Source organism: Bartonella sp. AA83SXKL, from assembly GCF_042196965.1.
Lineage (GTDB): Bacteria > Pseudomonadota > Alphaproteobacteria > Rhizobiales > Rhizobiaceae > Bartonella.
This window is the reverse complement of sequence record NZ_JBHIRG010000165.1, coordinates 1-747: the sequence shown is the minus strand read 5'-3', so window position 1 is coordinate 747 and position 747 is coordinate 1. Positions and strand designations below refer to the sequence as shown.

The window sequence follows — 747 nt, the reverse complement described above, 5'->3', positions numbered from 1 at the left end:
TTGGCGATGGTTGCACAACAAGCTTCAGCAAAAACACCGGCTGATACCCTTGTGATGGCTTGGAATCTTGATGCAATTAGTACATTTGATCCCGCACAACTTAATGATGTTTATGGAAGTGAAATTGTTCGCAATGTTTGTGATAATTTGGTGAGTGGTGCTACAGATAATCCTGCTAAAATGGTTCCCGCTTTAGCAACACATTGGGATGTTTCAGGTGATGATCACAGTACGGTGATTACTTTTCATTTGCGTGATGGTTTGAAGTTTAATAATGGCAGATCAGCCAAAGCCAATGATCTTCTTTGGAGTATGAAGCGGATTGTCAAATTGAAGATGGGTAATGCGGCAATTTTTAATGAATATGGAATTACAGAGCAAAATGTTGATGACGCTTTGCAAGCCCCAGATAAGAAAACAGTGGTGATGAAATTTGATAAGCCTTATCCAGCAGAGCTCATTCTTAATAATATTGTTGCAAGTCCGGCAACAGCTTTGCTTGATCGTAAGACAATTATGAAACACGAAAAAGATGGCGATTTTGGAAATCAGTATTTGAAAAGTCATGCTGCTTGTGTTGGTCCTTATCAGTTAAAAAGTTGGCGCCCTGGAGAAGCTCTTTTGTTGCGTGCAAGCTCTCACTATTGGGGACAAGCGCCTAAACTGAAGCAGATTTTAATTCGCCATGTTGCAGAGCCCGGAACACAACGTTTGTTGTTGCAAAAACATGATATTGATGTTGCTCGT

1 protein-coding gene is annotated in these 747 nt (G+C 40.4%); it reads left to right on the top strand.

The window, feature by feature from the left end:
- A partial coding sequence (locus tag ACFINO_RS10345; protein WP_375655739.1) for an ABC transporter substrate-binding protein occupies positions 1 to 747 on the top strand: 747 nt, incomplete at both ends.